The organism is Pseudomonas sp. RW407 (assembly GCF_003176655.1).
Classification (GTDB): Bacteria; Pseudomonadota; Gammaproteobacteria; order Pseudomonadales; family Pseudomonadaceae; genus Pseudomonas; species Pseudomonas delhiensis.
Genome location: NZ_QGSL01000106.1, coordinates 168,268 through 194,178, shown reverse-complemented (window position 1 = coordinate 194,178; position 25,911 = coordinate 168,268). Strand labels below are relative to the sequence as shown.

At 70.2% G+C, this 25,911-nt stretch carries 24 protein-coding genes; 7 read left to right on the top strand and 17 right to left on the bottom strand.

The window, feature by feature from the left end; all coding sequences use genetic code 11:
• Nucleotides 1-304 precede the first annotated feature (304 nt).
• Complete coding sequence (locus DK254_RS17780; protein WP_109934843.1) at nucleotides 305-1,513, bottom strand: NAD(P)/FAD-dependent oxidoreductase; 1,209 nt, start codon at nucleotides 1,511-1,513, stop codon at nucleotides 305-307.
• Between the two features lie 192 nt (nucleotides 1,514-1,705).
• Here DK254_RS17780 and DK254_RS17775 point away from each other — a divergent pair, with 192 nt between their 5' ends.
• Nucleotides 1,706-2,494 (top strand): SDR family NAD(P)-dependent oxidoreductase, encoded by a 789-nt coding sequence (locus tag DK254_RS17775; protein ID WP_109934842.1) that lies wholly within the window; start codon nucleotides 1,706-1,708, stop codon nucleotides 2,492-2,494.
• Between the two features lie 19 nt (nucleotides 2,495-2,513).
• On the opposite strand, the gene DK254_RS17770 is transcribed toward DK254_RS17775, so the two are convergent.
• On the bottom strand, nucleotides 2,514-3,947 hold the full coding sequence (locus tag DK254_RS17770; RefSeq protein ID WP_109934841.1) for a PLP-dependent aminotransferase family protein: 1,434 nt from the start codon (nucleotides 3,945-3,947) through the stop codon (nucleotides 2,514-2,516).
• 153 nt (nucleotides 3,948-4,100) lie between these two features.
• Here DK254_RS17770 and DK254_RS17765 point away from each other — a divergent pair, with 153 nt between their 5' ends.
• Nucleotides 4,101-4,541: a carboxymuconolactone decarboxylase family protein gene (locus DK254_RS17765; RefSeq protein ID WP_074979250.1), complete on the top strand. Its 441-nt coding sequence runs from the start codon at nucleotides 4,101-4,103 to the stop codon at nucleotides 4,539-4,541.
• Here the strand turns inward: DK254_RS17765 and DK254_RS34170 are convergent.
• On the bottom strand, nucleotides 4,538-4,705 hold the full coding sequence (locus DK254_RS34170) for a hypothetical protein (protein WP_158546424.1): 168 nt from the start codon (nucleotides 4,703-4,705) through the stop codon (nucleotides 4,538-4,540). The genes DK254_RS17765 and DK254_RS34170 overlap by 4 nt on opposite strands.
• 202 nt (nucleotides 4,706-4,907) lie before the next feature.
• Entirely contained in the window at nucleotides 4,908-5,336 is a 429-nt protein-coding gene (locus tag DK254_RS17760) for an organic hydroperoxide resistance protein (protein WP_089393710.1), read from the bottom strand.
• A 138-nt stretch (nucleotides 5,337-5,474) separates the two neighbouring features.
• Here DK254_RS17760 and DK254_RS17755 point away from each other — a divergent pair, with 138 nt between their 5' ends.
• Complete coding sequence (locus DK254_RS17755; protein ID WP_109934840.1) at nucleotides 5,475-6,062, top strand: ABATE domain-containing protein; 588 nt, start codon at nucleotides 5,475-5,477, stop codon at nucleotides 6,060-6,062.
• A 3-nt stretch (nucleotides 6,063-6,065) separates the two neighbouring features.
• Here DK254_RS17755 and DK254_RS17750 read toward each other — a convergent pair whose 3' ends face one another.
• Nucleotides 6,066-7,214, bottom strand: a complete 1,149-nt coding sequence (locus DK254_RS17750) for a YbfB/YjiJ family MFS transporter (RefSeq protein WP_109934839.1) — start codon at nucleotides 7,212-7,214, stop codon at nucleotides 6,066-6,068.
• Complete coding sequence (locus DK254_RS17745; RefSeq protein WP_109934838.1) at nucleotides 7,211-8,089, bottom strand: LysR family transcriptional regulator; 879 nt, start codon at nucleotides 8,087-8,089, stop codon at nucleotides 7,211-7,213. The genes DK254_RS17750 and DK254_RS17745 overlap by 4 nt, the downstream gene beginning before the upstream one ends.
• Before the next feature lie 89 nt (nucleotides 8,090-8,178).
• Here DK254_RS17745 and DK254_RS17740 point away from each other — a divergent pair, with 89 nt between their 5' ends.
• Nucleotides 8,179-9,228, top strand: a complete 1,050-nt coding sequence (locus DK254_RS17740) for a nitronate monooxygenase family protein (protein WP_109934837.1) — start codon at nucleotides 8,179-8,181, stop codon at nucleotides 9,226-9,228.
• A gap of 280 nt (nucleotides 9,229-9,508) precedes the next feature.
• Here the strand turns inward: DK254_RS17740 and DK254_RS17735 are convergent, their stop codons facing one another.
• Nucleotides 9,509-10,396, bottom strand: coding sequence for a DMT family transporter (locus tag DK254_RS17735; protein WP_109934836.1), 888 nt, complete (start codon nucleotides 10,394-10,396; stop codon nucleotides 9,509-9,511).
• Nucleotides 10,397-10,490: 94 nt separating this feature from the next.
• Between DK254_RS17735 and DK254_RS17730 the strand changes: the two genes are divergently transcribed.
• Nucleotides 10,491-11,282 (top strand): helix-turn-helix transcriptional regulator, encoded by a 792-nt coding sequence (locus DK254_RS17730; protein ID WP_109934835.1) that lies wholly within the window; start codon nucleotides 10,491-10,493, stop codon nucleotides 11,280-11,282.
• Nucleotides 11,283-11,650: 368 nt separating this feature from the next.
• Here DK254_RS17730 and DK254_RS17725 read toward each other — a convergent pair whose 3' ends face one another.
• Both DK254_RS17725 and DK254_RS17720 read right to left on the bottom strand, forming a co-directional pair.
• Nucleotides 11,651-12,997 (bottom strand): aryl-sulfate sulfotransferase, encoded by a 1,347-nt coding sequence (locus DK254_RS17725; protein ID WP_109934834.1) that lies wholly within the window; start codon nucleotides 12,995-12,997, stop codon nucleotides 11,651-11,653.
• Between the two features lie 20 nt (nucleotides 12,998-13,017).
• On the bottom strand, nucleotides 13,018-15,372 hold the full coding sequence (locus tag DK254_RS17720; RefSeq protein WP_109934833.1) for a TonB-dependent receptor: 2,355 nt from the start codon (nucleotides 15,370-15,372) through the stop codon (nucleotides 13,018-13,020).
• Between the two features lie 180 nt (nucleotides 15,373-15,552).
• Here DK254_RS17720 and DK254_RS17715 point away from each other — a divergent pair, with 180 nt between their 5' ends.
• Nucleotides 15,553-16,458 carry a LysR family transcriptional regulator gene (locus DK254_RS17715; RefSeq protein ID WP_109934832.1) on the top strand — a complete coding sequence of 302 codons (906 nt, stop codon included), beginning with the start codon at nucleotides 15,553-15,555 and terminating at the stop codon, nucleotides 16,456-16,458.
• Between the two features lie 429 nt (nucleotides 16,459-16,887).
• Nucleotides 16,888-18,504, top strand: coding sequence for an alkaline phosphatase family protein (locus DK254_RS17710; RefSeq protein WP_109934831.1), 1,617 nt, complete (start codon nucleotides 16,888-16,890; stop codon nucleotides 18,502-18,504).
• Nucleotides 18,505-18,508: 4 nt separating this feature from the next.
• Here DK254_RS17710 and DK254_RS17705 read toward each other — a convergent pair whose 3' ends face one another.
• From DK254_RS17705 to DK254_RS17670, 8 genes are all read right to left on the bottom strand, one after another.
• Nucleotides 18,509-18,787, bottom strand: coding sequence for a gamma-butyrobetaine hydroxylase-like domain-containing protein (locus DK254_RS17705; protein WP_109934830.1), 279 nt, complete (start codon nucleotides 18,785-18,787; stop codon nucleotides 18,509-18,511).
• Nucleotides 18,784-19,749 carry a HEAT repeat domain-containing protein gene (locus DK254_RS17700; RefSeq protein ID WP_109934829.1) on the bottom strand — a complete coding sequence of 322 codons (966 nt, stop codon included), beginning with the start codon at nucleotides 19,747-19,749 and terminating at the stop codon, nucleotides 18,784-18,786. Before DK254_RS17700 ends, DK254_RS17705 begins: the two co-directional genes overlap by 4 nt.
• On the bottom strand, nucleotides 19,746-20,600 hold the full coding sequence (locus DK254_RS17695) for an ABC transporter ATP-binding protein (RefSeq protein ID WP_109934828.1): 855 nt from the start codon (nucleotides 20,598-20,600) through the stop codon (nucleotides 19,746-19,748). Before DK254_RS17695 ends, DK254_RS17700 begins: the two co-directional genes overlap by 4 nt.
• Nucleotides 20,597-21,385 carry an ABC transporter permease gene (locus DK254_RS17690; RefSeq protein WP_109934827.1) on the bottom strand — a complete coding sequence of 263 codons (789 nt, stop codon included), beginning with the start codon at nucleotides 21,383-21,385 and terminating at the stop codon, nucleotides 20,597-20,599. Before DK254_RS17690 ends, DK254_RS17695 begins: the two co-directional genes overlap by 4 nt.
• Nucleotides 21,386-21,433: 48 nt before the next feature.
• Entirely contained in the window at nucleotides 21,434-22,840 is a 1,407-nt protein-coding gene (locus DK254_RS17685) for an ABC transporter substrate-binding protein (RefSeq protein WP_109934826.1), read from the bottom strand.
• Between the two features lie 173 nt (nucleotides 22,841-23,013).
• On the bottom strand, nucleotides 23,014-23,259 hold the full coding sequence (locus tag DK254_RS17680) for a ferredoxin family protein (protein WP_009622146.1): 246 nt from the start codon (nucleotides 23,257-23,259) through the stop codon (nucleotides 23,014-23,016).
• A 238-nt stretch (nucleotides 23,260-23,497) separates the two neighbouring features.
• A complete protein-coding gene (locus tag DK254_RS17675; protein ID WP_109934825.1) occupies nucleotides 23,498-25,240 on the bottom strand; it encodes a fumarate reductase/succinate dehydrogenase flavoprotein subunit in 1,743 nt (580 codons plus the stop codon).
• A partial coding sequence (locus tag DK254_RS17670; protein WP_109935775.1) for a GntR family transcriptional regulator occupies nucleotides 25,237-25,911 on the bottom strand: 675 nt, incomplete at its 5' end. The genes DK254_RS17670 and DK254_RS17675, both read right to left, overlap by 4 nt.

Here is a 25,911-nt window from a genome sequence, read left to right as displayed (position 1 = left end):
GGTAGCCCGGCTTTATCGGGCCCGTATGCGGGGCAAGCCTTCTTGGTTACTTCTTTGGCGTTTGAAAGAAGTGACTCGCCCGAGGGGGCGAAACAAGAGACATCCGAACACTCGGAGCGGCGCGCTACACCCAAACCCAATAGACAGTTGCTCCTACGTCCGTGCTTCCTGGAACCGTAGGAGCGGGCCCTGCCCGCGAATCGCGCGCAGGGCGCGCTCCTACAGGTGGGGCAGCGGTGGTGGGGTAGGAGACTCCGTCCGCGATCATGGCGGATAACGCCTTGGGCGTTATCCGCCCTACGGGTTATGCCACCACCACCCGTTGCGGGTCGGCGGCTTCCAGGGCGGCCTTGCGGCTGGGCTGGGGCGGGTAGATCCATTCGGTGTTGATCCGGCGCTTGAGGGCCTTGGCCTCGGCGCCCTGCAGCTTGACCTGGCGTTCCCAGCCCTCGGTGTAGACCGCGCCCCAGGGACCCAGGTCGAGGCAGGTGACGTAGACCGGCTGGCTGTAGGCCTGGGTGGGCAGGCCGAGCAGGTCGGCGGCGACGTTGTGGCCGGCGCTGCGGCCCATGTTCATCGCGTGCTGGCAGGACATCAGGGCGTGGTTGCCCTGGTCGTCGACCTGGGCCAGGGCCACGTCGCCGGCGGCGAACACGCCGGCCGCGCCCTTGACCCGCAGGTCGCGCTCCACGTGCAGGCGGCCCAGGGCGTCGCGTTCGCCGGGGACCTGCTCGGTCAGCGGGCTGGCGCGCATGCCGGCGGTCCAGATCACCGTCCTGGCCTCGATGCGCTCGCCGGTGGCGGTGGTCAGGCCGTTGGCATCGATGGCCTCGACCGCGGCGCCGAGGAAGCGCACCACGCCCAGTTCGTCCAGGGCCTGCTCGATCACCGGGCGCGGGCCGGGGCCCAGGTCGGGGCCGACCACATGGCTGCGCTCGACCATCACCACGCGCACCTCGGTGTCGTCGCCGAGCACGCGGCGCACCCGCGCGGGCAGCTCGCAGGCGATCTCGATGCCGGTGAAGCCGCCGCCGGCCACCACCACGGTGTTGCGCGCGTCGCTCGGCGGCAGGTCGGCCAGGCGCGCCAGGTGCACGTCCAGGGCGCTGGCCTCGTCGGTCTGGTCGATGCTGAAGGCGTGCTCGGCCAGGCCCGCAATGGCCGGGCGGAACAGGCGGCTGCCGGTGGTCAGCACCAGGCGGTCGTAGGCGAGGGTGAAGCGCTCGCCGCGGGCGTCGACGGCCTCGACGCTGCGGTCGCCGGCGTGGATGCGCTCGACGCTGCCCTGCAGGTAGCGCACCCCGGCGGCCTCGAACAGCGGCAGCAGCGGCGTGGTCATGCCGGCCGGCGCCGCCTCGTGCAGGCGCGGGCGCAGGTGCAGCACGGGCTCGGGGGAAATCAGCGCGATTTCCACCTCGGCGCTGCGGCCGTGCTGGTCGAGGACGCGGGCGGCGGCCAGCGCGGCCCACATGCCGGCGAAGCCGGAACCGATGACGAGGATGCGTTGTTGCATGGCGGGACTCCTGGAAAGGGAAGGATTTCGTGAAGCGGATACTAGGCGGCGGCCGGGCGGGGGATAACGGACAATCCGCGGTAAAACCGGCAGTCCAATCCGCCCCGTCGCTTGGACGCGGCCGCCGGTTGCGCCTAGGCTGCTGGGTCTGGTCCTTTCCTCCGTCTCGAGAATCCGTTCGGGAGCAGCACCATGAACTTCAACCTGCAAGACAAGCTCGCCCTGGTCAGCGGCTCCACCCGCGGCATCGGTTTCGCCATCGTCCAGGGCCTGGCCCGCGAGGGCGCGCGAGTCATCCTCAACGGCCGCACCCAGGCCTCCGTGGACGATGCCCTGGCCAGGCTGCGCGAGCGGCAGCCCGACGCCCGCGTCGAAGGCTTCGCCGGCGACCTGTCGCAACCTGCCGCCATCGCCGAACTGGTGGGCCGCTACCCGCAGGTGGACGTGCTGGTGAACAACCTGGGCATCTTCGATCCCAAGCCCTTCGCGGAAATCCCCGACGCGGACTGGGAGCGCTTCCTGCAGGTCAACCTGCTGTCCGGCGTGCGCCTGAGCCGCGCCTACCTGCCGGGCATGAAGCAGCGCAACTGGGGGCGGGTGGTGTTCATCAGCAGCGAGAGCGGCGTGCAGATCCCGGTGGAGATGATCCACTACGGCGTCACCAAGACCGCCCAGCTCGGCCTGTCCCGCGGCCTGGCCGAGGACTGCGCGGGCACCGGGGTGACGGTCAACGCGGTGCTGCCGGGGCCGACCCATTCGGAAGGCGTCGACGAGTTCGTCGGCAAGCTGTCCGGCGGCAAGCCCTTCGCCGAGTTCGAGGCGGAGTTCTTCCGCAGCGCGCGGCCCAGTTCGCTGCTCAAGCGCTTCACCACGCCCGAGGAGGTGGCCAACCTGGTGGTCTACGTCTGCTCCGAGGCGTCCTCGGCCACCAACGGCGCGGCCCTGCGCGCCGACGGCGGGGTGGTGCGCTCGGCCTTCTGAGGCGCGCGGCTGCGTGGCTTCAGGCGATCTGCCGGAGCAGGTCGCGCAGCTTGTCCAGCGCCGGGTCGATGTCCAGCGTCTCGATGGCGCCGAAGCCCATCAGCAGGCCCTGGCGCACTTCCTCCCGGTGGTAGAAGCCGTCCAGCGGGTAGATGCCCACTTCCAGCTTGCGCGCCAGCTCCACCAGCAGCGGCAGCTTCACCGGCACCCGGAACAGCAGCGCCAGGTGGAAGCCGGCGTTGGACGGCACCGCCTGCAGCCAGGGCGCCAGGTCGCCCTCGACCCGCGCCAGGATGCGTTCGCGGCGGCTGGCGTAGATGCCGTGGCAGCGGCGGATGTGCTTGAGCAGGCAGCCGTCGCCGATGAACTTCGCCAGCGCCCACTGCGCCAGGGTCGAGCTGTGCCAGTCGTTCAGCTGGCGGGCGCGCAGCAGCGCCGGGCGCAGGCCCGGCGGCACCACCAGGTAGCCCAGGCGCAGCTCCGGCAGCAGCGTCTTGGAGAAGGTCCCGACGTAGGCCACCAGGCCCTGGCGGTCGAGGCTGTGCAGCGTCTCGTGGGGGCGGCCCGCGTAGCGGAACTCGCTGTCGTAGTCGTCTTCGATTATCACCGCGCCCAGCTCGGCGGCGCGCGCCAGCAGGGCCTGGCGGCGCGCCTCGCCCATGGGCATGCCCAGCGGGAACTGGTGCGCCGGGGTGCAGTAGATCAGCTGGGTGCCGTCGGGAATGCGCTCCACGCACAGGCCCTCGGCGTCCACCGGCACGCTGGCGATCTCCGCGCCCTGCATGGCGAACTGCAGGCGCGCCGGCGGGTAGCCGGGGTCCTCCATGGCCACCCGGGTGCCGGGGCGCACCAGCACCCGGGCCAGCAGGTCGAGGGCCTGCTGGGCGCCGTTGCAGACGATGATGTCCTCGTCGCGGCACTGCACGCCACGGCTGTAGGCGATGTGCCGGGCGATGGCGTCGCGCAGGCTGGGCAGGCCCTCGGGTTGCGAGTAGACCGCCCGCGGGCCCTGCATCTGGCGCAGGGCGAAGTGCACGCAGCGGCGCCAGTCCTCGTGGGGGAAGCTGGCGAGGCTGCTGGCCCCGCCGAGGAAGTCGGCGCGCAGGGTGGCGCCGGCGTGGGGGTGGACGATGCGCGTCTGCAGCGCCTGCCAGGTGTCGATGGCGTCCTGGGCGGCGTAGCGGATGGCCTGCGGGCGCCGCTCGTGGCGCGGCGCCCGGGCGTTGACGAAGGTGCCGCTGCCGACGCGGCCGACCAGCAGGCCCTCGTAGGTGAGCTGGGCGTAGATGTCCGACACCGTCTTGCGCGACAGGCCCAGCTGCTCGGCCAGCAGGCGGCTGGGCGGCAGCCGCGCGCCGGCGGCCAGGCGCCCGCTGTCGATGGCCTCGCGCAGCTGCGCGTAGAGTTGCCCGCCAAGGTCCTTCTGGCCCTGGATGACGATGTGCAACTCCATGAATGCCTCTCCGCGCCCGCTCTGTATTGGCGAAGAGTAGCCAGCGGCTGGCGTGGGTGCGAAGTTGCGTAGGTATTTTTCGTCCGATTGGCCACCCTGGCGCAGCCACGCGCCCGGCAGAATGGCCTTCATCCACTTCCGAGGAATCCCGCCATGGAACCACGCCTGGACTACTACACGGCCTCGCCGGAGGCGCTCAAGGCGATCCTGGCGCTGGAGGCGGCGACCTTCGACCTGTCCATCGAGAAGCCCTTGCTGGAGCTGGTCAAGGTGCGCGTCTCGCAGGTCAACAACTGCGCGTTCTGCGCCGACATGCACGCCCTGGAGGCGCGGCGCAGCGGCGAGTCCGAGCGGCGCCTGTACGCGGTGGCGGTGTGGCGCGACTCGCCCTTCTTCAGCGACCGCGAGCGGGCCGCGCTGGCCTGGTGCGAGTCGGTGACGCTGCTGTCGCAGTCCAACGTGCCCGACGAGGTCTACCAGCAACTGCGCAGCCAGTTCGACGAGCGCGAGGCGGTGGACCTGACCGTGGCCATTTCCGCCATCAACTGCTGGAACCGCCTGGCGGTGAGCTTCCGCCAGCTGCCGGCGCTCTAGCGCCGCCGGGGTTGCCGCGGCAGGCTGCCGGGCAGGGCGTAGTAGCGGGCCCGCGCGGCCGGGCTGGCGCGCCAGCGGCGTTCGGCGGCGAGGTCGTCGGCCCAGCGGTCCAGGTCCTTTTCGGCGGGGGGCGGGAAGAGCCGGTGCAGCAGTCGGGCGAACATGGCGGGTCACCTCTGTAACTCTTTAAGCGTATTTATGCGGTTACTAAAGGTTGTATTCTGCGCTCACCTTGTAACCTGTCAATAGCTATTTAAGGGGTTACATGGCGCGTTCGTCCGGACAGGCGCAGCCCGGCATCCGGGATAGGCCTTGGCAGGGAAGGGGGAAGGGCGGCTGCGGCGGGCGCCGCAGCCGGGGCGGGGCTCAGTCGAGGATGGTCAGGGTGACGTCGATGTTGCCGCGGGTGGCGTTGGAGTAGGGGCAGACGATGTGCGCGCGGTCCACCAGGGTCTGCGCCTGGTCGCGCGGCAGGCCGGGCAGGGAGATGCGCAGTTCCACCTCGATGGCGAAGCCGGTGGGCACCGGGCCGATGCCGACCACGCCTTCGATGGACGGGTCCTTGGGAATCGCCAGCTTGTCGCGGGCGGCGACGAACTTCATGGCGCCGAGGAAGCACGCCGAGTAGCCGGCGGCGAACAACTGCTCCGGGTTGGTGCCGCGCTCGCCGTTGCCGCCCAGTTCCTTGGGCGTGGTCAGCTCCACGTCGAGCACGCCGTCGGAGGAAATGGCGCGGCCCTCGCGGCCACCGGTGGCTTCGGCGTAGGCGCGGTACAGCACGTTGTCGATGGACATGGCAGGGCTCCTGATCAGGGGAAGGGGACTGAACAGTCTTGGCCAGGCTGGCGCGGCCCGCCAGTTGACCGATGCTGTAACTTGAAAACGCCTGGACGAGGGTTACCATGGACCTCGACACCCGACCCCGGAGCGAGCATGCGCGAAACCACCCCCCAGCCGCCCTACATCCTCGCCGACCACCCGGTGCTGGACTTGCTCAACAGCCTGAGCCGCGCCGATGCCGCGGCCCTGTCGGTCTCCGATGCCTGGCACAGCGACGCCGACGTGCAGCACTGGCTGCGCCTGCTGGGCCTGCCGGCGGAGGGCGCGGACTTCGCCGAGGGTGAGCTGCTGGCCGCCGCCATCGAGCTGCGCGAGACCCTGCGCGAGCTGGTGGGCAAGCGCAAGCGTGGCGAGCCGGCCGACCCGGCGCGCTTCAACGCCTTCCTGTGCAAGGTCGCGAGCTACCCGCAGCTGGATTGGGACGGGCAGGGCGCGCATCTGCACCACCAGGCCGTGAAGCCCGGCGCCGAATGGCTGCTGGCGCCGCTGGCGGAGCAGGGCGCGCAGTTGCTTGCCGAAGGGGATTTCGAGCTGGTCCGCGTGTGCGAGCACCCGGACTGCACCCTGTGGTTCTACGACCGCACCAAGTCGCACCGCCGGCGCTGGTGCAGCATGGCCCTGTGCGGCAACCGCCACAAGGTCGCCGAGCACCGCAAGCGCCAGCGCCAGGGCGACGCCTGAGGCTCAGCGCGGGCAGCTTGCGGCGGCCCGCGCCGGCTGCCAGGTGCAGGCGGCCCCCAGCAGCAGGGCGGCGCCGGCCGCCAGCAGCGCCGGGCCGAAGCTGCCGCCCAGCTGGTAGAGGGCGCTGGAGGCCAGCGGCCCGACGATCTGCCCCACGCCGTACACCGCGGTCATGGCCGCCAGCATGTTGAAGCGCACCTTCGACGCCGCCAGGCGCGCGGCGGGCAGGGCGATGGTCGGCGTGCCCATGAAGGTGCCGCCCACCAGCAGGGCGCTGGCCAGGTAGGCTGGGGCGCTGTGCTGCAGCACCGGCAGGATCACGCCCAGGGCCTGCACCAGCAGGTTCGCCGCCAGCGCCCGGCGCGTGCCCAGGCGCAGGTGCAGCCAGTGCCAGAAGAAGCACGACGGCGCCGCCGCCAGGCCGAACACCGCCCAGGCCTGTAGCGGCGACAGCGCGCCGCCGCGCATCAGCAGCGGCAGGTAGGTGGCGGTGATGATGTAGCCGAAGCCGGCCAGGCCGTAGATCAGCAGCAGGCTCGCCGCCGGCATGGGCGCGAACGCCGGTGCCTGTGCCGGGGCGTGGACCGTGCCGGCCGCCGTCGGGCGGCCCAGCGCCGGCCAGGCCAGCAGGGCGAGGACGGCCCCGGCGCCGGCCAGCAGCAGCCAGATCGCCGGGCTGCCCAGGCCCGCGCCATGGCCGCCGGCGATCAACTCGGCGGACAGCAGGATACCCACGCCCACGCCGGAGAACATCAGCGGCGCGCCGCGGTGCTGCTGCATCACGTGCAGCAGCCACACCGAGGCGCCCACCAGGGCCACGGCGCTGAGCACCCCGGCCAGCAGGCGCACGCCGATGGCGAACCAGGCCGGCGCCGGCACGGCCATGGCCGCCAGCCCCAGCAGGGTGCCCAGCAGCGCGACCCGGCACAGTAGCGGCGCCAGGCGCTCCGGGCTGCGCGCCAGGGCCAGCGCGCCGAGCAGGTAGCCGGCGTAGTTGGCCGAGGCCGCCAGCGAGCCGCCATTCACGCTCAGCATGCCTTCGCCGACCATCAGCGGGTAGAGCCCGGTGAAGGCGAAGCGGCCGAAGCCCATGCCGATGGCCAGGATGAGCGCGGCGCTCAGCGCCAGCGCGAGTTCCCTGCGCGGGTTCATGAGGCGGCCCCCAGGCTTTCGCGGAAGCGTGCGAAGGCGCCGGTGGCGTAGCCTTCGCGCCAGACCAGCAGGGTGTCCACGGTCATCAGCGGCAGCAGTTGCACCGCCGGGGGCTCGCGCTGCAGGTCGAGCAGCGAGCGCGGCAGGATGCCGACGCAGGAACCGGCGGCGACGCAGGCGAGGATGGCATGGTAGGAACCCACCTCCTGCACCTGCACGCGCGGCCCCTCGGCGTTCAGCCAGTCCTCGGCGATCTGCCGGTAGGTGCAGCCGCGGGCGAAGCCAGCCAGGTTGCGCACCTTCACATCGCCGGGCCCGCGCGCCGGCGGGTGGCAGCCGGGCAGGGCCAGCAGCAGTTCCTCGCGGAACACCGCCTCGCCCTGCAGGCCGCGCTCCAGGGCCGCCTCGAAGCCGGGTTCGGCGCGCAGGGCATCGGGGTGGGCGACCAGCGCGCAGTCCAGGCGCCGCGACAGCACGCCGTCCACCAGCGCCTGGCTGGTGCCGGTGCCGACTTCCAGCTGCACCTGCGGGCAGGCCTTGTGGAAGCTCGCCAGCGGCCCGGGCAGGCGGCTGGCGGCGGTGCTTTCCATGCTGCCCAGGCGCAGGCTGCCGCTGGCCTCCCGCGGGTGCAGCGACTGCCGCGCCTCGGCGGCCAGGGCCAGGAGCTGCCCGGCATAGGCGAGGAAGTCGCGGCCCTGGTCGGTCAGCGCCATGCGCTTGCCGTCGCGCAGGAACAGCGCCACGCCCAGGTCTTCCTCCAGCTGGCGGATGCGCGTGGTGACGTTCGATTGCACCCGCTGCAGGCGCGCGGCGGCGCGGGTCACGCTCTGCTCCTCGGCGACGCAGCGGAAGATTTCCAGGCTGGAAAGGTCCATCGGTGATCTCTGCTTGAGAATGTATTGCGCAGAATATTCTCTGTATGAGATTTTAAGTCAACCATCGATCACCCCAAGAGATCATCGCCATGTCCCTTCGCGAACTGCTCGGCGTCGACCACCCCATCATCCAGGCGCCCATGGTCGGGGTTTCCACCCCGGCGCTGGCCGCCGCGGTGTCCAACGCCGGCGCCCTGGGCTCCATCGGCCTGGGCGCCAGCACCCCGGCCCAGGCCCGCGAGCTGATCGCCCAGGTCCGCGCGCTGAGCGGCAAGCCGGTGAACTACAACTTCTTCTGCCATCGCCCGGGCCGCGCCGATGCGGCCCGCGAGGCGGCCTGGCTGGAGCACCTGCGGCCGCTGTTCGAGGAACTGGGCGGCGAGCCGCCGGCGGCGCTGCGGGAGATCTACCGCAGCTTCGTCGACGACCCGCAGATGCTGGAGGTGCTGCTGGAAGAGCGCCCGGCGGTGGTCAGCTTCCACTTCGGCCTGCCCGGACAGGGCTGGATCGACCGGCTGAAGGCCGCCGGCATCGTCCTGCTGGGCTGCGCCACCCACCTGGCGGAGGCCCGCGTCATCGAGGCCGCAGGGCTGCATGCGGTGGTCGCCCAGGGCTACGAGGCGGGTGGCCACCGCGGCATCTTCGACCGCGAACACGATGACCGTATCGGCACCCTGGCGCTGGTCGGCAGCCTGGTGCCGGCGCTGAATATCCCGGTGATCGCCGCCGGCGGCATCATGGACGGCCGCGGCATACGCGCCGCCTTCGACCTGGGGGCACAGGCGGTGCAGATGGGCACGGCCTTCGTCGCCTGCCCGGAGTCCTCGGCCAACGCCGCCTACCGCGCGGCGCTGCGCAGCGAGCGGGCCTGGCACACCGAAGTCACGGCAGCGATTTCCGGGCGCCCGGCGCGCGGCCTGCCCAACCGCCTGTTCAGCGACCTGCAGCGCGCCGACGCCCCGGCGCTGCCGGACTACCCCATGGTCTACGACGCCACCAAGGCGCTGGTCGCCGCGGCCCAGGCCGCGGGCAACGGCGACTTCGCCGTGCAATGGGCCGGCCAGGGCGCGCCCCTGGCCCGCGAGCTGCCGGCGGCGGAACTGGTGGCCACGTTGGTCGAGGAGTTGAATCGGGCGTAGGGCGTATAACGCCTACGGCGTTATCCGCCGTTTGACCTTGGCCGACCGTCTGCTCGGTGTCGACCTGGACATGGGCCCTGGAAATGCCCAGCCGAGCCCCGGTGCAGAGGATGCGTTCGGTGTAGCGGCGTATAACCGCGAACGGTTATACGCCCTACGCTCCCTGTCGGTTCGTCGTCAGTCGCGGTGATGGGTATCGCTTCGCTCAACCCATCCTACGGGTGCCATATTTGCCGGCTGCGCCATTCCCTTGTAGGAGCGGATTCATCCGCGATAGGCCTCAGTCGGCAGCCAGACCCGCCGCCGGCCGAGGCCGCCAACGTTCGGCAAGAAGCACCCCGGCCAGGGTCAGGGCGCCGCCGTACAGGTGGTGCACGCCCAGGCGCTCGTCGAGGATCACCGCGGCGATGGCCGCGGTCACCAGCGGCAGCAGGTTGAAGAACAGCGCCATGCGGTTCGGCCCCATCTCCTGCACGCCGCGCATCCACGCCAGGGGCGCGACTATGGAGGCCAGCAGGCCGGCGTAGGCCACCAGCGGCAGGTTGCCGGCGTCCAGGCCGTGGTGCGGCGAGAGCAGGTACATCGGCAGCATCGCCAGCACCGCCACCAGCACCTGCAGGTACAGCAGCTGCAGCCCCGGCAGGCGCACCTGCCATTTCTTCAGCAGCACGCCGTACAGGCCGTAGGCGAGGGTGGCCACCAGCATCATGCCGTCGCCCAGGCCGATGCCCTGGTGCAGCAGGCTGCCCAGTTCGCCATGGGCGATCACCAGCAGCACGCCCAGCAGCGACAGCAGCGAGCCGAGCACGCCGCCGGCATTGAGCCGCTGGCCGAGCAGGGCGCTGGCCAGGCCCATGGACATCAGCGGCATCAGCGCGAGGATGATGCCCATGTTGGTGGCGCTGGTCAGCGCCGCGGCGTAGTAGGCCAGGCTCTGGTACACGGCCATGCCCAGCAGGCCCAGCACGACGATCTTCGGCAGCAGCGGCGCTATCTCGGCGCGCCGCGCCAGCAGCGGGCGCAGCACGAAGGGCGTGAGCAGCACGGCCACCACCAGCCAGCGGAAGAAGCCGATCTCGGCCGGGGCGATGCGGCCCACGGCGAGCTTGTTGACCACGGTGTTGCCGGCCCAGACGAGCACGGCGAAGAGCGGGAAGAAATAAGTCATTGCAGCGGACATCTCTGAAGGACGGGCGCCATTGTCCCGCCGTCCGGATTGGCGCTTATACTTCGTTCCGGACAACTCGCCGCGCCATCCGGACATGCCCACGAAGAAATACATCCCCCTGCCGCTGCCGGACCACCAGGCCCTGCCGGCACCCTTGTACTTCCGCTACGACGAGTTCGGCGCCGACACCCATTCGGCGCCCCACAGCCACCCCTGGGGCCAGCTCAACTACGCCTCCCACGGGGTGATGCAGCTGGACGTCGGCGGCCAGCGCTTCCTCTCGCCGCCGCAGTACGCGGTGTGGGTGCCGCCGGGCGTGGAGCACGGCTGCTACAACCGCGAGGCCATCGTCTACCGCTCGCTGTACGTCAGCGCCGAGCTGGCCCGCCAACTGCCGGCCTCGCCCTGCACGCTGCAGATCGGCGACATCCTCAAGGCCATCCTCAACGACTTCGCCGCGCGCGGGGTGAACATCCCCGAGAGCGCGGCCGACCGGCGCCTGGCCCAGGTGGTGCTGGACCAGCTGAAGGCCTCGCCCTGCCGCGAGGACTACCTGCCGTTCGCCCAGAGCGCACAGCTGGGCGAGCTGCTCGCCGCACTGCAGGCCGAGCCCGGCGACAACCGCGCCCTGGCCGACTGGGCCAGGCAGGTGCACAGTACCGAGCGCACCCTGGCGCGCATGTGCCAGCGCGAGCTGGGCATGAGCTTCGGCGAATGGCGCCAGCGCCTGCGCTTCCTCGCCGCCATCGAGGCGCTGGAGGCCGGGCGCGGGGTGCAGGAGATCGCCTTCGACCTGGGCTACAGCAGCGCCTCGGCGTTCATCGCCATGTTCCGCCGCCAGGCCGGCACCACGCCGGAGCAGTACCGCCTGGCGAGCCGGGGGTGAAGGCGCCAGATCGCGGACGGAGTCCTCCTACGGCTCCAGGAGGCACGGTCGTAGGAGCGGACTCCGTCCGCGATTGGATTCACCGGCCACGCCGGACGCCCCGGTGGCACGGCCGACGGCGGATAACCGCGAACGGTTATTCGCCCTACGAGTTTGCCGGCTGATGAGGGGACCGTCCGGTGCGATGCGAAACCACGAAGCTCCCGGGCTCCCCGTAGGGCGCATAACGCCTACGGCGTTATCCGCCGAATCGCGGACGGAGTCCGCTCCTACGGTTCCAGGATGCACGGATGCAGGAGCGGACTCCGTCCGCGATGCCCCCCGGCCGCGCCGATCCTCAGGCATCGCGACAGGGCTCCCGCCGCGGCTCAGCGCGCCGCGGTGACGGCCGGCGCGCCCGGTACCGCGGCCTGCACGGCCTTTTCCTCGCGCGGCGTGCCTTCGGGCACCCAGCTGTAGTCCACCGGCAAGGCGCGGTACACCCAGTTGCTGATGGCGTCGCCCAGCGGCGCCTTGCCGAAGTAGGGGCTGACGTATTCCCAGACGATCTCGCCCGCCGAGGTGACCTGGAAGAAGCGGCCGTTCTGCCCCTCGTCGATCAGCGTGTTGCCGTTGGGCAGGCGCCGGGCGCTGCTGATGAACGAGCTGAAGAAGGCCCAGCCCGGCTGCTTCGAGCTTTCCGCGGTGTACTGCCAGACGATCTGGTTCTTCAGCGGGTCGATCTCCAGCACCCGCGAGCCGGAGATCACCCCGCGTTGCACCGAGGGGTAGCCGGCGTCGCCCTGGTTGTCGAACACCAGCAGGTTGCCGGCCCCCGGCAGGCCCTCGGGGATGAGATGGGCGTCGTGCTGGCCGCTGATCTGGTCCACCGGGCGCGGCAGCTTCTGCGCGTTGCGCGGGTCGATCGGCGGCAGGTTCGGGCCCAGGCGCCAGGCCACCTTGCCGCTGGCCTTGTCGATGATGGCGATGAAGTTGGCGTTGCGCGAATCGAACAGCAGGTTGTCCGGGGCGAAGCGCTTGTCGCCGGCGGCGTACCAGCGGTTCGGGCCCAGCGGCGCGAGGTTGTTGATGTGCAGGTAGTCGGGGTTCTTGGTGCCGTGCACCAGCTTGAGCTGCTCGGCGCTGAAGCCGAACTCGTGCAGGTGCTCGGAGGCGGTCCAGCTCCAGGCCACCTTGCCTTGCGGGGTGACCTCGTAGATCACGTCGTCGATCACCTCCGGCACCTCGAAGCCCTTCACCGCGTGCACGCGGTTGGCCAGCACCAGGGTGTTGCCGTTGGCCAGCCGGCGCAGGTCGTGGTGCTGGCGGGCGGCGCCGCCGGGGGCCTGGTCGCCCCATTGCCAGACGGTCTTGCCGGCCCAGTCCAGCTCGCCCACGGCCTGGTTGCGCAGGCCGTTGCCGGCCGAGGACAGCTTGCCCGGGTCGGCCAGGTCGGCGGTCTGCAGCAGCACGTGGCCGCGCTCGCCATTGGCCAGTTTCGGGTCGAGGATGGCCGAGGGGAAGCCGGGGCGGTCCCAGCGCTTCACCTCGTTGCCGTTCATGTCGATCAGGTGCGTCCGGTTGTCGGCGCCGCTGAAGATCACGTACTGGTTGAAGGCTTTCTGCGGGTCGTAGCGCGTCACCCCGGTGGGGAACACGCTGGGGGCGGCGCTGACGGCGGTGGCCAGCAGCGAGGCGGAGAAGGCGAGCAGGGCGGTGGCGCGGGTGTGCTTCATGGCAGTGCTCCTAGCGGGGGTCAGAAGTCATAGCGGGCGGTTACGCCCAGGGTGCGCGGGGTGCCCAGCACGCCGGCGTAGCCGCCGTTGGCCGAGTTCCACAGGCTGGTGTAGTAGGTCTTGTCGAAGGCGTTCTTCAGCCACAGCGACAGGTCCCAGCGGCCGTCGCCGTAGTCGCCGCGCAGGCCCAGTGCGGTGTTGACGATGGCGTAGCTGGGGATCTGCCCGTAGTCGGAGTCGTCGATGGTGCCCACCGCCTTGGAGCGGAAGGCGTAGCTGGCGGTGACGTAGGGCTCCAGGTTGTCTTCCAGGCGCCACTTGTATTCGCCGTTGGCGTTGAAGATGTACTTGGAGGCGCCCACCACCTGGTGGCCGCTGAGGTCGCAGGAGGCCGGCGCGCCGGCCTGGAAGCCGACTTCCGGCGGGCAGGGGGCGTTCTTGTACGACAGGTAGCGCACGTCGTTGTAGGAGCCGTTGAGGTTCAGCGTCAGCCCGCGGACGGGCAGGGCGGTGGCCTCGAACTCCACCCCGCGCGAGCGCACGTCGCCGGCGTTGGTCAGGTAGGAGGTGCGGGTGGCCTCGTCGTAGGCGTTGGCCTGGTAGCCGTGGACCACGGTGGCGAACAGGTTGGCGTTGAGGATCAGGCGATGGTCGAACAGCGTGCTCTTGATCCCGAGCTCGGCGTCGTTGGCCCGCTCGCTGCCCACCAGCAGGGAGTCGGCGCCGGCGGTGGGGGCGCTGGCCACGGTCAGGTTCACCCCGCCGGACTTCTCGCCGTGGGACAGCGAGGCGTAGCCCATCAGATTGTCCGTGAAGTGGTAGTTCAGGCTGAGCAGGCCCGAGGGCGAGAAGCTGTACACCGAAAGGTCGCCGGAATCGTAGGCGCCGGCCCGGCCATTGCGCGCAGCCAGGGCGGCGCCGCTGACGGTGGCCCCGCCGAGTGGCGCATCGCGGCCGACCGAGGCGGATTTCTCCTCGTAGGTGCCGCGCAGGCCGGCGGTGAAGTCCAGGCGGTCGGTCAGGTGCCAGGTGCCCTGGGCGAACAGCGCGTAGCTGTCGGTGTCGATGTGGCCGTCGCCCAGGCTGGTGACGTTGGCCAGCGCGCCCGTGGCGGTGCCGTTCCAGATGTCCGCCTGCGGGCCGTAGAGGTTGAAGGAGTGGTTGTCCAGGTCCTGGCCGAAGTAGTAGGCGCCCAGCACGTAGTCGAAGAAGCCGCCGGTGGGCGAGGCCAGGCGCAGCTCCTGCGACCACTGCTTGTCGCGCACCGAGACGCCGGCGTTGTAGGCCGCGGCCACGTTCAGGCCGTCGTCGTTGCGCGGGGTGAAGTCCCACCAGCGGTAGGCGCTGATGGAGGTCAGGGTGAAGTCGTTGGCCAGCTTCCAGTTGGCCTCAAGCGAAGTGCCGCCCTGGAACACGGTGACGCGCTGGGCGGCGTCGAAGTTGACCTTGCGGTCGTCGCCGTACACCAGGCTGGCGCCGGCGGCGCGGGCGCGCTGCTCGTAGCGGTTGACGCCATTGATGGTCGGCCCGGTGCTGAACAGGGTGAGGATGCCGTTGCTGGAGTTCTCCTCGTTGTAGTCGCCGATCCAGCGCAGGCTGAAGTCCTCGTCGGGCTTGTACAGCAGCTGGCCGCGGAAGCCCTGGCGGGCGCCGCCGTTGAGGGTGTTGCCGTCGAAGACGTTCTTCACGTAGCCGTCGTCGCGGGTGCGGTAGGCCGAGAAGCGCCCGGCCAGCTCGTCGGTGAGCGGCCCGGAAACCGTGGCCTTGCCCTGGAAGTAGCCGTCCTCGCCGCCGGACACCTCGACGCTGCGCTCGGGGGTGAAGCTGGGCAGGCGGGTGGAGATGTTGATCACCCCGGCGGTGGTGTTCTTGCCGAACAGCGTGCCCTGGGGCCCGCGCAGCACCTCCAGCTGCTCGATGTCCAGCAGGTCGAAGGAGGCCATGCCGGGGCGGCCCAGGTAGACGTTGTCCAGGTACAGGCCGACGCTGCCTTCCAGGCCGTCGCTGGCCGGGTTGTTGCCCAGGCCGCGGATGGACACGCTGGACTGCCGCGCGTGGACGTAGGCGACGTTGGTGCTGGGCACCAGCTGCTGCAGGTCCTGCACGCGGTAGATGCGCTGGCTTTCCAGGGTCTCGCCGCCGAGCACGCTCATGGCGGTGGGCACGTCCTGGGAGTTCTCTTCGCGGCGCCGCGAGGTCACGGTGACGGTGCCCAGGGTGCTGGCTTCGCCCTGGGCCTGGGCTTGGGTGGCGGCGTCCTGCGGGGTGGCTTCCTCGGCGTGCAAGGCGCCCATGGCCAGGCCGCCGGAGGCCAGCAGGATGGACAGCGGCAACAGCCGGCGGCGGAAGCGGGGCGCGGAATCTCGGTGGTGCATGGGATGGTCCTGGAGAAGAGGTCGTGTCGCGCAGGACCGGCTCGTCGGCCTGCAATCTTTTTATTCCGTATCGATCTTTATTTATGTATTTCGATTTATTTACGGAATAAGAGATTGCCTTTATAAGAAGGCCGTCCACCTTCGGACAATTGCATTTGCCCAATATTTTTTATGTAGAAAATGCATATAGACCTTCGCCAGCTCCGCCACTTCATCGCCCTTGCCGAGCACCGCAGCTTCGTCGCCGCGGCCGACGCCGTGTGCCTGTCGCAATCGGCCTTCAGCCGCAGCATCCAGGCCCTGGAGCACAGCGCCGGCTGCCGCCTGGTGGACCGCGCGAGCAAGGAACTCAACCCCACCAAGCAGGGCCTGATCGTGCTGGAGCACGCGCGCCGGCTGGTCAGCGGCGCGCACAAGCTGGCCAACGAGATCGCCCTGTTCAACGGCCTGGAGGCGGGCGAGCTGCGCTTCGGCGCGGGGCCGGCACCGGCGGCCTGGCTGGTGCCGCGGGCCATAGCCGCGTTCAACGGCCGCTACCCCAAGGCGCGGGTGGTCTTCCAGGTGGAGCACTGGCAGGTGCTGGGCAAGCGCCTGCAGGGCGAGGACTTCGAGTTCTTCGTCGCCGACACCCGCCATTTCGAGGCCAACCCCGAGTACCGCACCCTGCGCCTGAAACCGCGCAAGTGGCACTTCTGCTGCCGCCCCGGCCACCCCCTGGCCGGCCGCGGCATGGTGAGCGCGGCGGAACTGCTCAGCTATCCCATCGCCACCAACCTCAGCCCGCCGAACCTGCGCAAGGTGCTGGTGGACCTCAGCGGCCGCCCGGACTTCCGCCCGGACATCGAGTGCGAGAACGGCCATGGCCTGAACGCCGTGGTGCTGGCCTCCAACGCCATCGGCATCGCCAGCGGCCTGGGCCAGGGCGCCGGGGAGCCGCTGGTGGCGCTGACGGTGGCGGAGCTGCCGGAGGACCTGGAGGAGCTGCATACGCGCTACGGCATCGTGTACCGCGCGGGCTACAGCCTGTCGCCGCTGGCCGAGGCGATGATCGGGGAGCTGCAGCGGATCGATGAGGAGACGGTGTAGGAGCAACTGTCTTGCTGCTCTTCGTAGGAGCGAGCTTGCTCGTGAATGGAGTTCACCGGCGGTTATGGCGTAGTGGGTTTACTCCGCTCCCTCTCCCCAGCCCTCTCCCTGAAGGGAGAGGGGGCTAGATCGTGCCGAGAGAAGGCTGGCTTCACTCGGCAGTCTCTGTGCTTGCCGGCTAACTCAGGAAAACCAAACCGCGCCGAACGGTCCCCTCTCCCTTCAGGGCGGGGCGCGCAGCCGAGGGTTAGGGAGAGGGCGCTCTCAAACCCAACACCAGCTCAACCGGGAAACTCCATTCGCGAGCAAGCTCGCTCCCACACCACGACCCCATTGCATTCCCTGCATGCAAATCTTGCTGCAAATGCGTTTGTCACCCGGCCCGGCAGCCGGCGAAATGGTGGCTCCATCCGTCATGCCGAACGCCCCATGAGCCAGCCCCAGCCCATCCGCAACGTCCTCTACATCATGTGCGACCAGCTGCGTCGCGATTACCTGTCCTGCTACGGCCACCCGCACCTGCACACGCCGAACATCGACCGCCTGGCCGCCGAGGGCGTGCGCTTCGCCCGGGCCTACACCCAGGGCACCATCTGCGGGCCCTCGCGCATGTCTTCGTACACCGGGCGCTACGTCAGCAGCCACCAGGTGAGCTGGAACGCCGTGCCGCTGCCGCTGGAGGAGCTGACCCTGGGCGACTACCTGCGCCCGGCCGGCATCCGCACCGCGCTGGTGGGCAAGACCCACGCCACCGCCAACCTCGAAGGCATGCAGGCGCTGGGCGTGGACCCGCAGAGCGAGCGTGGCCTGCAACTGGCCGAGGCCGGCTTCGAGCCCTACGACCGCAACGACGGCATCTACCCCGACGGCGAACTGTTCGCCGACAAGCGTGAAAGCGCGCCCTACACCCACTACTTGCGCAGCCTCGGCTATACCGGCGACAACCCCTGGCACGACTGGGCCAATGCCGCCGAGGGCGCCAACGGCGAACTGCTCAGCGGCTGGCAGATGCGCAACGCCGGGTTGCCCACGCGCCTGCCGGAGCAGCACAGCGAGACCGTCTACACCACCGGCCGCGCCATCGATTTCATGCGCGAGCAGGGCGAGCGGCCCTGGTGCCTGCACCTGTCGTACATCAAGCCGCACTGGCCCTATATCGCGCCCGCCCCCTACCACGCGCTGTACGGCCCCGAGCATGTGCAGCCGGTACTGCGCGCGGCGCCGGGCGAGGAGAGCCGGCACCCGGTGTACCAGGCCTTCCAGCAGCACCAGGAGAGCCTGAACTTCTCCCGCGAGGACGTGCGCAACACCGTGATCCCCACCTACATGGGGCTCATCAGGCAGATCGACGACCAGCTCGGCCGGCTGTTCGACCACATGCAGGGCAGCGGCCGCTGGGACGACACCCTGATCGTCTTCACCAGCGACCACGGCGACTACCTGGGCGACCACGGCCTGGGCGAGAAGGAGTTCCTGCTGGAGCCGGCGGTGGGCGTGCCGCTGCTGGTTCGCGACCCGCGCGCCGCCGCCGATACCACGCGGGGCACGGTGGAGCAGGCGCTGGTGCAGTCCATCGATGTGCTGCCGACCCTGCTCGACGCCTTCGCCGTGCCGGGCGCGGCGCACCGCGTCGAGGGCCGCTCGCTGCTGCCGCTGCTGCATGGCCACAGGCCGGCGGACTGGCGCGAATACGCCATCGCCGAATACGACTACGCCTTCCAGGCCCCGGCCCGCGAGCGCCTGGGCCGGCCCATCGACGCCTGCCGCATGTACATGGTGCGCAGCGAGCGCTGGAAGTACCTGGCCTACGACGGCTTCCGCCCGCAGTTGTTCGACCTGCAGGCGGACCCGGGCGAACTGCGCGACCTGGGCGCCGACCCGGCCCATGCGGACGTCCGCGAGCAGCATCAGGCCTACCTGTTCCAGTGGCTGCGCGGCCTGAAGCGGCGCACCACCATCAGCAACGAGGAGATCGACCTGCGCGGCCAGGCCTTCCGCTACGGCGAGCCGGAAGGCGGCAAGCTGGTGCGCATCGGCGAGTGGTAGCGGTTCAGCCCAGCTGGCGCAGGTAGCTCCAGGGGTAGATGCCACGCTCGTGGCCGTCGTCGAACACCAGCTGCACGCCGTAGCCCTGCGGGTTGACGGCGCTCAGCCCGACCTCGGCGCCGACCAGCGCGATGCGCCCCTGCAGGCGCGCCGCGCGGCACTGCGAGCAGGGGCAGGCGCCGCGCAGGCGGGCGAAGGCGATGTGCTGCACCTCGCCGTCGCCCCAGTCGATGCGCAGCTCGCGCCCGGCGCTGGAGCGGTGCAGGGCACGGGGCGCGTTCATGCCGGCGCGCCCAGCTGGGTGAGGGCGATGCGCACGGCCTTGCGCACTTCCGGGTCGCCATCGGCCTGGGCCGCTTGCAGGGCGGGCAGGGCGCGGATGTCGCCGAGTTCGCCGAGAGCCAGCGCGGCTTCCTTGCGCAGGTTGCTGATGGTGTGGCCGAGCAGTGCCTGCAGCGCTTCGCGGGCGGCCTGGTAGCGCAGGTTGCCGAGGGCGCGGGCGGCGCGCAGGCGGACCTGCCAGAAGTCGTCCTGCAGCGCCTGCAGCAAGGCTTCGCCGGCTTCCTGCAGGCCAAGCTTGCCGAGGGTGCCGGCGGCTTCCTCGCGGACCTTCCAGGCCTTGTCGTTCAGCGCGGCGCGCAGGGCCGGCAGCACGCTGGCGTCGCTGGCCAGGCCGAGGGCGCCGGCGGCGGCGCGGCGCACTTCGCTGTCGGCATCGTCGCTGGCCAGGGCGGCCAGGCGCGGCAGGGCCTCGATGCGCTTGAGCCAGCCGAGGATGCCCACCGCCTCGCGGCGCACGCCGGCGTCGGTGTCGTCCAGGGCGGCCAGGGCCGGGGTCACGCTTTCGTCCAGGCGCAGTTCGCGCAGGGCGCGCAGGGCACTGCGGCGGACGAAGGTGTCGGCGTGCTGCGCCCAGGGCAGCAGCAAGCGCCCGGCCTCGGCGGTCTTGAGTTCGCTGAGGCTTTGCGCGGCGGCTTCGCGCACGCTTTCGTCGCTGTCGGCCAGGGCCTGGCACAGGGCCTGGACCACTTCGGGTTCCTCCCAGGCTTCCAACAGCCGCGCGGCTTCGGCGCGCACGGCGGCGGCCGGGTCGGCGGTCAGTGCCCGGGCCAGCCAGGGCAGGGCCTCGGGCTCCTCCAGGTCGGCCAGGTCGATGAGCGCGATGCGGCGCACGCCGGGGTCGGCGTGCTGCAGGCGCGGTTGCAGGTCGAGGATGTCGGGGTTGTCTGTGCTGAGCTCGGTCATATGGCGAATCGCGGTCGGTTGTGTTCGTTGTTCGGCAGGCCCAGGGGCGTCAGGCGCGGCAGCTGGCGGCCGTCCTCGTGGCGCAGCAGCTCCAGGCAGTGGCGTTTCAGGCGGGCGAACCCGGCGCTGGTCAGCAGGTCGGCGTGGCGCGGGCGCGGGAAGTCCAGGCGGATTTCCTCGAGGATGCGCCCGGGGCGCGGGCTCATGACCAGGATGCGGTCGGCGAGGAACAGCGCCTCGTCGATGTCGTGGGTGATGAACAGCACGCTGGTGCGCAGGCGCGTCCAGATGTCCAGCAGCAGCTCCTGCATCATCATCCGCGTCTGCGCGTCGAGGGCGCCGAAGGGTTCGTCCATCAGCAGCAGGCGCGGCTGGTTGATCAGCACCCGGGCGATCTCCACCCGCTGCTGCATGCCGCCGGAAAGCTGCGACGGCCAGCGCTGGGCGAAGCCTTCCAGGCCGACCAGCTGGAGCATTTCCTCGGCCCGCGCGTGGCGTTCGGCGCGGGGCACGCCGCGCATCTTCAGGCCGAAGGCGACGTTGTCGCGCACCCGCCGCCAGGGCAGCAGGGTGTGGTGCTGGAACACCATGCCGCGCTGCGGCGAGGGGCCGTTCACCGGCTGGCCGTCGACTTCCAGGCTGCCGCCGCTGGGGCGCAGGTGCCCGGCCAGGGCGCCGAGCAGGGTGGACTTGCCGCAGCCGGAGGGGCCGAGCACGCAGACGAATTCGCCGGGCTCGATGCAGAAACCGAGGGAGTGCACCGCCTCGAAGGCGTCGCGGCCGCTGCCCAGGTGGATCGACAGGTTGTCGATGCGCACGTGCCCGGCGGGGAGGTTCTCCGGCAGGCTCATGGCTTGCCTCCGGCCAGGCGCTGCCAGGGCGTGGCCAGGGCGCCGAGCTGGCGCACCAGCAGGCTGCTGGCCATGCCGAGCACGCCGATCAGCAGCATGCCGACAACGATGTCGGGGTAGTTCTGCAAAGTGTAGGACTCCCAAGTGTAGTAGCCGATGCCCCATTGCCCGGAGATCATCTCGGCGGTCACCAGGCAGAACCAGGAGGTGCCCATGCCGATGGCCAGGCCGGTGACGATGCTCGGCAGGGCGCCGGGCAGCACCACCTCGCGCAGCAGCGCCAGGCGCCCGGCGCCGAGGCTGCGGGCCGAGGCGAGCAGGCGCGGGTCCACCGCCTCGACGCCGTGGATGGTGTTGAGCAGGATCGGGAAGAGCGCGCCGGTGAAGGTGATGAAGATCATCGACAGCTCGGAGCTGGGGAACATCAGGATCGCCAGCGGGATCCACGCCACCGCGGGGATCGGCCGCAGCACTTCCAGCGGCGGCAGCAGGCTGTCGCGGGCCCAGCGGCCACGGCCGATGGCCAGGCCCAGGAGCACGCCGGCGACGGCCGCCAGCAGGTAGCCGGCCAGCACCCGCGCCAGGCTGCTGCCCAGGTGCCGGCCGAGCTTGCTGGACTGCGCCAGTTGCACGGCGGCGTCGAGCACCTCACGCGGGCCGGGGACGTTGGCGAAGGTGACGATGCCGAGGTTCAGGTAGCGCGCGCTGGCCAGCTGCCAGAGCGCCACGCAGAGCAGCAGCGAGGCCAGGCGCAGGCTCCAGCGGGTCAGGTTGTTCAGGTTCATCTTCGAGGTTCCGCAAGGGCCCGGCGCGCGCGGCGCCGGGCGGGGACGTCAGCGGCTGGCCACGGCTTGCTGGCTGGCGCCGGCGAAGTCGCGCACCTCGCCGCCGTTGCTCTGCGCGTAGCGTTCGGCCTGTTCCTTGAGCAGGAAGGCGTTCAGCGCGCCGTCCTTGCCCTGGACGAACCAGGCCTGGCTGGCCAGCAGCTTGATGCCGCTGTCGCTGGCCTGGGCGTACACCGCGCGGACTTCCTTGCCCTGCTGCTTGAGCTTGGCCAGCTCACCCAGGGCTTCCTGCGCCGAGGCATAGCTGCGCACCCTGGGCTCGCCGCGCACCCAGATCTGCGCGACGTGGCGCGCATCGTCGATGGCCTTGCCGGTCAGCGCGTCCTTCGCGGTCAGCGGCTGCTGGGCGTAGTTCTTCAGCGCGGCGTCGTAGTCGGCGCCGGCGGCCTTGAAGGCGGCGCGGATGTAGCGGTCGTCGACGAACTGCTCGACGTTCAGCCCGCGGTCGGCCTTCTTCAGCAGCTTCAGGGTGTCGATGGCGGTGGCCACGGCCTGGCGGTATTCCGGCTTCCAGGTCAGGTCGCGGGTCTGCAGGCCGAGCGGGCCGTGGAACAGGTAGTTCACCTCGGCGGGGATGCCGGCGACCTTCTCGATCAGTTCGCTGTACTTCTCCGGTTCCGCGGCCAGCAGTTGGTTGGCCTCGTAGGTGGCGCGCAGGTAGGCCTCGACGATCTCCGGGTACTGCTGGGCGTAGTCGGCTGCCACCAGCGCGCCGTGGAAGGTCGGCGCCTTGGCCTGGGAGCCGTCGTAGATCTTGCGGGCGATGCCGCGGCTCTCGAACAGCTCGGCGAAGGGCACGAAGTCGGCGTGGGCGGCGATCTTCCCGGCCTGCAGCGCGGAGCCGGCGACTTCCGGCGGCTGCGCGATGATGGTCACGTCCTTGTCCGGGTCCCAGCCTTGCGCGGCGATGGCGCGCAGCAGCAGGCCGTGGGCGGTGGAGGCGAAGGGCACAGAGATGGTCTGGCCCTTGAGCTCGGCCAGCGACTGCACCTTGGACGAGGCCGGCACCACGATGCCGTTGCCGCTGCCCTCGATGCTGCCGGAAAGCACGCTGATGAACAGGCTGCGCTTGCCGGCGGCTTCGTGAGCCACGCCGTTGAGCGAGCCGGGGAAGTCGGCCATGGCGCCGAAGTCCAGCTTGCCGGCGACCATCTCGTTGGTCAGCGGCGCGCCGCTGGTGAAGTTCTTCCACTGGATGTCGTACTGTGCGTCCTTGTACTTGCCGTCGTGGGGCAGGTACTTGGGCAGCAGGTTCAGCTCGCGGACCAGCAGGCCGCCGGCGGCGCAGTTGATGGTGGTGTCCTGGGTGCCGATGGCGACGCGAATGGTCTCCGAGTGGGCGGAAAGGCTGGCGATGGCCAGCGCGAGGCCGGCCAGGGTGGTGCGCAAGGTCATGGGTGTTCCCCTCGAATCATCAGTGTTGGAATCGTCTCCGCCGCCGGTGTGCGGTGGGAAACGAGGGGCGGTGCATCAGGCGTCCGGTGGCGTGTCCGGTTGTCGTTGTGGGTGTAGGAGCGCGCCCTGCGCGCGAATCGCGGGCAGGGCCCGCTCCTACAGGGAAGCGTCGCTCAACGCAGCAGGTAGGGGATTTCCACCTTCACCGCGCCGGTCGGGCAGTCCTTCTCGCAGGGCATGCAGTACCAGCATTCGTCGAAGGCCATGTAGGCCTTCTGGGTGGCCGGGTTGATCGCCAGCAGGTCCATCGGGCAGACCTCGACGCAGACGGTGCAGCCCTTGTCGGCGATGCACTTGTCCTCGTCCACGGTCACCGGGGCGCTGGAGCGGAAGAAGATTTCCTGGGGCTGGTGGGGCATGGCACGGTTCCTCGTGGTGTTGCTGGCCGGTCTTGGTGCCGGTGGTCTGGTGGTTCAGGGAAGGTTCGGCGCTTGGCTCGCCACCCTCTCCCTAACCCTCTCCCTGAAGGGAGAGGGGACTGTCCTGAGCGATGGATATTTCCGCGCTCGCCGGCTGACTCCGTCAGTGCCGCTCGCGCCGAACAGCTCCCTCTCCCGCTTGCGGGAGAGGGCGGGGGGAGAGGGGCTTCTAGGGCTCTCAGGCCGCCTCGTTCTTCACCCGCAACCGCTCATAGGCCTTCTGCTCCTCATCGTCCAAGGCGATCAGGTACGGCTCCACCGGCTTCTTGAAGCTGGTCATGGCACCGCTCTCGTCCTTCTTCAGGTGCGCATGGCAGAACCACTCGGCGTCGTTGCGCTGCGGGTAGTCCACGCGGTGGTGGTACAGGCCCCAGCGGCTCTCGGTGCGGAACAGCGAGGCGCGCGCGGCCATCTCGGCGCAGTCGCGGATCACGCTGACTTCCATGGCGCGCATCAACTCGTGGGCGTTGTTCGCCTTCAGCTGCTGCAGGTCGTGGCCGATCTCGGCGAAACGCTGCAGGCCGATCTCCATTTTCCTGGTCACCTTCGGCGGCTGCAGGTAGTCGTTGACCATGCGCCGCAGCTTGTACTCCACCTGCGCCGGCGGCAGGCCGTGCTCGCGCCCGAGCGGGGCGAAGACGCGTTCGCGCTCGCGTTCCACCTGGGCCCGGTCGACTTCGCTGAAGTCCCGTTCGGCCACGTACTGCGCGGCGTTCCGCCCGGCGAACCAGCCGTAGGTGAAGGCGCCGAGCATGTAGTTGTGCGGCACCGCGGCCATGTCGCCGGCGGCGTACAGGCCCTGGACGCTGGTCTCGGCCTTCTCGTTGACCCACACCCCCGAGGCCGAGTGGCCGGAACAGAAGCCGATCTCGGAGATGTGCATCTCGACCATCTGGCTGCGGTAGTCGGTGCCGCGGTTGGCGTGGAACTGGCCGCGGCTGGGGCGCTCGTTGCCGTGGAGGATGTCCTCGATGGTCTGGATGGTTTCCTCGGCCAGGTGGTCCAGCTTGAGGAACACCGGGCCGTTGCCGCCTTCCAGCTCCTGGTGGAACTCCCACATCATCTGCCCGCTCCAGTAGTCGCACTCGATGAAGCGCTCGCCCTTGGAGTTGGCGGTGTAGCCGCCCAGCGGGCCGGTGACGTAGGCGCAGGCCGGGCCGTTGTAGTCCTTGATCAGCGGGTTGATCTGGAAGCATTCCAGGTTCGCCAGCTCCGCCCCGGCGTGGTAGGCCATGGCGTAGCCATCGCCGGCGTTGGTCGGGTTCTCGTAGGTGCCCATCAGGTAGCCGGAGGCGGGCAGGCCCAGGCGCCCGGCGGCGCCGCAGGCGAGGATCACCGCCTTGGCGCGGATCACCTGGAACTGCGCCGTGCGGCAGTCGAAGCCGAGCAGGCCGTTGACCGCGCCCTCGGCGTCGGTGAGCAGGCGCGTGGCCACCAGGCGGTTGGTGATCTCCACCCGCGCGCGCTTGAGCTGGCGGTACAGCACCTTCTTGATGTCGTGGCCCTCGGGCATCGGCAGCACGTAGGCGCCCATGTGGTGGACCTTCTTCACCGCGTAGTCGCCGACCTCGTCCTTCTCGAACTTCACGCCCCAGCGGTCGAGTTGCTCGATGGTCTCGAAGCTGTGGGTGGCATAGGCGTAGACGGCGGCCTGGTTGACGATGCCGTCGTTGGCCACGGTGATTTCCTTGGTGTACTGCTCGGGCGTGGCGTGGCCGGGGATGACGGCGTTGTTCAGGCCGTCCATGCCCATGCTGATGGCGCCGCTGCGCTTGACGTTGGCCTTGTCCACCAGCAGCACGCGCAGCTCGCGGTTGGCTTCCTTGGCCTTGATCGCCGCCATCGGGCCGGCGGTGCCGCCGCCGATGACGACGATGTCGTAGGCGCTTTCCTTGTCTTCGGGGAGGTCGATGTGGCTCATGTTTGCGGGCCCTTGTGGCGGTCGATGCGCAGGCGGTACTGGAAGGCGTCGCCGCGGTAGTAGAGATGTTCGTAGTCCAGCGGCTGGCCGTCGGCGGTGTGGGTGAGGCGCTCGATGCGCATCACCGGCGAGCCTTCCTCCACCTCCAGGGCGGCGGCCAGCTCGGCGTCGGCGAGGATGGCGTCGATGGCCAGGTCGGCGTGGCCCAGGGGCTGCGCGCAGTCGTTCTCGAGGATCAGGAAGATGTCGCGGGTCACCAGGTCGGCCTTCTCCAGGCGCCGGCCGATGGCCTCGGGCAGGTAGGTGACCTCCAGCGACACCAGCTCGCGGTTGACCAGGCGCGCACGCTTGATCTGCGCGACCGTGTCGCCCTCGGCCACCTGCAGGCGCGCGGCCACCTGGGCGTCGGCCGGCACGAAGCGGAAGCTGCGCAGGCGGTTGATCACCTCGTAGCCGCGCTGGCCCATGGACTCGGCCAGGCCCTGCAGGGTGCTGACGTTCTGGAACGCCTTGGGCTTGGCTACGAAGGTGCCCTTGCCGTGGATCTTGAAGATCAGCCCTTCCTTCTGCAGGTCGCCCAGGGCCTGGCGCACGGTGATGCGGCTGACGGCGTACGCCTTGCCCAGCTCGGCCTCGGAGGGCATGCGGCTGAGGGGCGGGTAGCTGCCGTC

What these genes read in the sequence shown, in the direction of transcription:
- DK254_RS17730 (WP_109934835.1), top strand. Translation starts at nt 10,491, where the DNA reads ATGCCCACGAAGAAATACATCCCCCTGCCGCTGCCGGACCACCAGGCC.
- DK254_RS17705 (WP_109934830.1), bottom strand. Translation starts at nt 18,787, where the DNA reads ATGAACGCGCCCCGTGCCCTGCACCGCTCCAGCGCCGGGCGCGAGCTG.
- DK254_RS17725 (WP_109934834.1), bottom strand. Translation starts at nt 12,997, where the DNA reads ATGAAGCACACCCGCGCCACCGCCCTGCTCGCCTTCTCCGCCTCGCTG.
- DK254_RS17770 (WP_109934841.1), bottom strand. Translation starts at nt 3,947, where the DNA reads ATGGAGTTGCACATCGTCATCCAGGGCCAGAAGGACCTTGGCGGGCAA.
- DK254_RS17680 (WP_009622146.1), bottom strand. Translation starts at nt 23,259, where the DNA reads ATGCCCCACCAGCCCCAGGAAATCTTCTTCCGCTCCAGCGCCCCGGTG.
- DK254_RS17720 (WP_109934833.1), bottom strand. Translation starts at nt 15,372, where the DNA reads ATGCACCACCGAGATTCCGCGCCCCGCTTCCGCCGCCGGCTGTTGCCG.
- DK254_RS34170 (WP_158546424.1), bottom strand. Translation starts at nt 4,705, where the DNA reads ATGTTCGCCCGACTGCTGCACCGGCTCTTCCCGCCCCCCGCCGAAAAG.
- DK254_RS17745 (WP_109934838.1), bottom strand. Translation starts at nt 8,089, where the DNA reads ATGGACCTTTCCAGCCTGGAAATCTTCCGCTGCGTCGCCGAGGAGCAG.
- DK254_RS17685 (WP_109934826.1), bottom strand. Translation starts at nt 22,840, where the DNA reads ATGACCTTGCGCACCACCCTGGCCGGCCTCGCGCTGGCCATCGCCAGC.
- DK254_RS17750 (WP_109934839.1), bottom strand. Translation starts at nt 7,214, where the DNA reads ATGAACCCGCGCAGGGAACTCGCGCTGGCGCTGAGCGCCGCGCTCATC.
- DK254_RS17675 (WP_109934825.1), bottom strand. Translation starts at nt 25,240, where the DNA reads ATGAGCCACATCGACCTCCCCGAAGACAAGGAAAGCGCCTACGACATC.
- DK254_RS17760 (WP_089393710.1), bottom strand. Translation starts at nt 5,336, where the DNA reads ATGTCCATCGACAACGTGCTGTACCGCGCCTACGCCGAAGCCACCGGT.
- DK254_RS17700 (WP_109934829.1), bottom strand. Translation starts at nt 19,749, where the DNA reads ATGACCGAGCTCAGCACAGACAACCCCGACATCCTCGACCTGCAACCG.
- DK254_RS17780 (WP_109934843.1), bottom strand. Translation starts at nt 1,513, where the DNA reads ATGCAACAACGCATCCTCGTCATCGGTTCCGGCTTCGCCGGCATGTGG.
- DK254_RS17710 (WP_109934831.1), top strand. Translation starts at nt 16,888, where the DNA reads ATGAGCCAGCCCCAGCCCATCCGCAACGTCCTCTACATCATGTGCGAC.
- DK254_RS17755 (WP_109934840.1), top strand. Translation starts at nt 5,475, where the DNA reads ATGCGCGAAACCACCCCCCAGCCGCCCTACATCCTCGCCGACCACCCG.
- DK254_RS17735 (WP_109934836.1), bottom strand. Translation starts at nt 10,396, where the DNA reads ATGACTTATTTCTTCCCGCTCTTCGCCGTGCTCGTCTGGGCCGGCAAC.
- DK254_RS17765 (WP_074979250.1), top strand. Translation starts at nt 4,101, where the DNA reads ATGGAACCACGCCTGGACTACTACACGGCCTCGCCGGAGGCGCTCAAG.
- DK254_RS17695 (WP_109934828.1), bottom strand. Translation starts at nt 20,600, where the DNA reads ATGAGCCTGCCGGAGAACCTCCCCGCCGGGCACGTGCGCATCGACAAC.
- DK254_RS17715 (WP_109934832.1), top strand. Translation starts at nt 15,553, where the DNA reads ATGCATATAGACCTTCGCCAGCTCCGCCACTTCATCGCCCTTGCCGAG.
- DK254_RS17740 (WP_109934837.1), top strand. Translation starts at nt 8,179, where the DNA reads ATGTCCCTTCGCGAACTGCTCGGCGTCGACCACCCCATCATCCAGGCG.
- DK254_RS17690 (WP_109934827.1), bottom strand. Translation starts at nt 21,385, where the DNA reads ATGAACCTGAACAACCTGACCCGCTGGAGCCTGCGCCTGGCCTCGCTG.
- DK254_RS17775 (WP_109934842.1), top strand. Translation starts at nt 1,706, where the DNA reads ATGAACTTCAACCTGCAAGACAAGCTCGCCCTGGTCAGCGGCTCCACC.